The organism is Actinomycetospora sp., assembly GCF_055612215.1.
This window is the reverse complement of record NZ_JBVPVA010000073.1, coordinates 1-1,884: the sequence shown is the minus strand read 5'-3', so window position 1 is coordinate 1,884 and position 1,884 is coordinate 1. Positions and strand designations below refer to the sequence as shown.

Below are 1,884 nucleotides of genomic sequence, written 5' to 3'. Positions count from 1 at the left end.
TCCCGGCATCGGCGACCGAGGACGAGGTGCGGGCGGCGGCCCTGGCCGACCCCAAGGTCGTCGAGATCCTCGACGGCGCCGAGCCCCGCAAGGTGATCGTGGTCCCCGGTCGGCTGGTCAACATCGTCAAGTAGCCCCCCGGCTTCTCCTCCCCGGTTCTGAGCGAAGGGCCCCATCGGTCAAATAGATCGGCGGTGGGTGCCCCTCGCCGGAACGCCGCGCTCGCCGTCGTACTGAGCGAAGGGCCCCATCGCTCGATAGAACCGCGCGTGGGCGCCCCTCTCCGGATTCTATGGAGCCGATTCGGCCCGGCCGACGTCAGCAGGACATGCCACGTCGTGCACGGGTCGACTGGGACGCGGTCCATGCCGCCGCCTCCGACCGCCTCATCCTCGTCCGGGTCCTCCTCGAGCTCGGCGTCCCGTCGAGCACCATCGCGTTCCGCTGCCGGAAGGTCGGCGGAGGGTGGTGGCGGCCGCTCCTGGGCCTCGTCGCACTGGACCGGGGCGCCCTGACACCACGCCAGCGACTCGTCGCCGCCCTGCTCGTCAGCGGGGACGACGCCGTCGTCACCGGCCTGACCGCCTGCCGGCTGTACGGGCTGCAGCGTGTCCCGGTCCACGAGCAGGTCCACGTCCTGGTGCCCCACGAGCGTCGACGCCGGTCCGAGGGCTTCCTCCTCGTCGAGCGCACCGGGCGGATGCTCCCAGCGGTGACACGCGACGGGATCCGCTGCGCCCCGCTCGTGCGTGCCCTCATCGACGGAGCACGCCGTCTCGACCGCATCGACGAGGTCCGTGCCCTGCTCGCCGAGGCCGTGCAACAGCGGCGGGTCACCGTCCCGGCGCTGCGGGCAGAGCTCGAGGCGGGCTCCGGGCGCGGATCTGCACTGGTCAGGGCGGTCATCGTCGAGCTGGAGGACGGGATCCGGTCGGCCGCCGAGGCGTGGCAGCGCGAACTGGTGGCGACCATGGCCGAGTTCCCGGAGGTCCACTGGAACGCCGACGTGCACCTCGAGGACGGCACCTTCCTCGCCTGCCCCGACGGCTTCGTCGACGACTGTGCCCTCGCCCTCGACGTCCACTCCTTCGCCCACCACGCGGACCTCGAGAAGTTCGACGGCACGATGCGGCGGCAGGCCGAGATGATCGCCGCCGGGCTCGTCGTCGTGCCGATCACCCCGAGGGAGCTCCGGGAGGACCCGGACGGGGTGAAGCGCAAGCTGCGGGCCTCCCTGGACCAGGCGCGTCGCCGTCCCAGGCCGCCCGTCGTGATGAAGCCGGCCCGGTGACGAGCGAAGGGCCCCCTCGGTCGAATAGATCGACCGAAGGGGCCCTTCGCTCAGAACGCCGTCGCCGCTCACCGGTCCGGCGAGGGACGCCCCTCGCCGATCTATCCGACTGAAGGTGCCCTTCGCTCAAGACCTCAAGAACCGAGCGCGGAGGGGACGGTCACTCGTCGCCGCGGATGAAGGCCTCCACGCGGTCGTAGGCCACCGAGTCGCGGTACTGCTCGGGCGGCGACTTCATGAAGTACGACGACGCCCCGAGCAGCGGGCCGCCGATCCCCCGGTCGAGCGCGAGCTTCGCGGCCCGGACGGCGTCGATGATGATCCCGGCGGAGTTCGGCGAGTCCCAGACCTCGAGCTTGTACTCCAGCGACAGCGGCACGTCGCCGAAGGCGCGGCCCTCGAGGCGGACGTAGGCCCACTTGCGGTCGTCGAGCCACGGCACGTGGTCCGACGGGCCGATGTGGACGTTGCCCTTGCCCATGTCGCGGTCGACCTGCGAGGTCACCGACTGCGTCTTCGAGGTCTTCTTCGACTCCAGGCGCTCCCGCTCGAGCATGTTGCGGAAGTCCATGTTGCCGCCGACGTTGAGCTGC

The 1,884-nt window shown here is 71.2% G+C and carries 2 protein-coding genes; one reads left to right on the top strand and one right to left on the bottom strand.

Features of this window, described 5'->3' with window-relative positions; all coding sequences use genetic code 11:
• Positions 1-328: 328 nt before the first annotated feature.
• Entirely contained in the window at positions 329-1,291 is a 963-nt protein-coding gene (locus AC0CYZ_RS01560; protein ID WP_472211534.1) for a hypothetical protein, read from the top strand.
• Between the two features lie 160 nt (positions 1,292-1,451).
• On the opposite strand, the gene AC0CYZ_RS01555 is transcribed toward AC0CYZ_RS01560, so the two are convergent.
• Positions 1,452-1,884, bottom strand: a 433-nt coding sequence (locus AC0CYZ_RS01555; RefSeq protein WP_472211531.1) for an inositol-3-phosphate synthase, incomplete at its 5' end; no start/stop codon positions are given.

Bases quoted from the DNA above. Each gene is read 5' to 3' on its own strand.
- AC0CYZ_RS01560 (WP_472211534.1), top strand. From the start codon at position 329: ATGCCACGTCGTGCACGGGTCGACTGGGACGCGGTCCATGCCGCCGCC.